This is a genomic window from Mesorhizobium sp. B1-1-5 (genome assembly GCF_006443065.1).
In the GTDB taxonomy this organism is placed as follows: Bacteria; Pseudomonadota; Alphaproteobacteria; order Rhizobiales; family Rhizobiaceae; genus Mesorhizobium.
The window spans coordinates 1-1,377 of sequence record NZ_VFWS01000401.1; the positions used below are offsets into that span (position 1 = coordinate 1).

Genomic DNA, 1,377 nt, shown 5'->3' on the forward strand with positions numbered 1-1,377 from the left:
GCGTCCAGTAGCGCAGGCGCATGATCATCGTTGTCATTTGCCGGTTGGTTTGCGTTGCCACTCTCATTGGTTCTCTGGATCGATGTCATTGTCTTTTGCTCACCAAACATACTGGAAATAGAGGGCCCGCCAGCCACCGAAGCGGCTTGCGGGCCCTATCAGCACAGGAAGGGACGTAGCTGTGCCGATCCACAACATGTCAGCCAAGGAATATGCCGATCACCAAAAATGTGACGGCTGCCGCGAAAGTTGGCGCGAGCAACCAACGCGCTTGGCCAATGCTTTTATCCATCTGCTTTCTCCGAATTTGGAGAAGCAACTACGCTAGCCCCTAAGCCGTTCCGCCTAGTCTCAAGAGGTAAGACCATCGCGTTTTGCGATCGGCCTTTGGTCTGGTCAGGGTTCAGACTGAAGTCCGCTAGAGGAACGTTCGGCCTGCCGACGTGTTCAGATGGCTGGCGCGCAGAAAATTTGTGCTGTCGCCGGAGCAACAGGAGAAAAACCATGAGGATACACCTTACCAGCACCGCTGCGGCGCTATTGCTTTTGGCCGGCGTCGGCGCAGTTGCGGCACAGGATGTGGTCATCACACCGGAACAGGACACCGTCGTGCGCCAATACGTGAAGAAGCAACCGCTGGCTTCCGTGAACCTTCTCGGACTTGAGCTGAATGTCGGCACGGCTCTGCCGGACACGGTCGAGCTCCATGAGGTTCCCAATGTCAAATACCGGTATGTGCTGGTCGACAACCGCACGGTTTTGGTGGACCCGAGCACCCGCAAGATCGTCAAAGTCTACGACTGAGACCTAGAACGAACCCGACCTCCGCCATAGCTGGCGGCGGGTTGGGTATGTCAAATCGCCATTCGGACAGTTGAGATAAACTCCTGAAGTCGAGACGTCGCAACCCCCTCGTGGCGCGCCTGGTGGATCTCTAGAACACGCGCTCAACTCGACTTGGCACAAGGTACTTACTTCCTGGTGATCCAATCCAGCAAGCCAACTTCGACCTGATCGCACCCGGCGTATTCGATTACCAGGGTCTTAGCCAGATCGCGCCATCGACATTTGGGCGCGTATGTTCCCAACACCAAATCTTTGAACACTGCCCGGAGAACATCGGCATCGAACGCTGAGATAGCGAAGGGAACCGGGTCTGCATCCTCCCAAGCTCGGGAGGTGTCATCGCCATGGCTTTGGCGCAGGCGTTTCAGAAGCTCGCGTGATGCCGCGAGCACGCGTCGGGAGTGATCAATATCGCGCGGAAATGCGGCGCGACGTGGCAGGAAGGTGGCTTCAATAGCCGCCCGCGCAATGTCTGTATGGGTATCGAGCATCGCTGCCTCCCTTAAGCAGCTATCGGGGCTGCACCTTCTT

Annotated in this window: 2 protein-coding genes; one reads left to right on the top strand and one right to left on the bottom strand. The window is 56.9% G+C overall.

Annotation, left to right across the window (positions count from 1 at the left end; all coding sequences use genetic code 11):
* Positions 1-504 precede the first annotated feature (504 nt).
* Entirely contained in the window at positions 505-804 is a 300-nt protein-coding gene (locus tag FJ980_RS31785) for a DUF1236 domain-containing protein (protein WP_140547464.1), read from the top strand.
* 167 nt (positions 805-971) lie between these two features.
* On the opposite strand, the gene FJ980_RS31790 is transcribed toward FJ980_RS31785, so the two are convergent.
* Complete coding sequence (locus FJ980_RS31790) at positions 972-1,337, bottom strand: hypothetical protein (RefSeq protein ID WP_140547465.1); 366 nt, start codon at positions 1,335-1,337, stop codon at positions 972-974.
* Between the last annotated feature and the right edge of the window lie 40 nt (positions 1,338-1,377).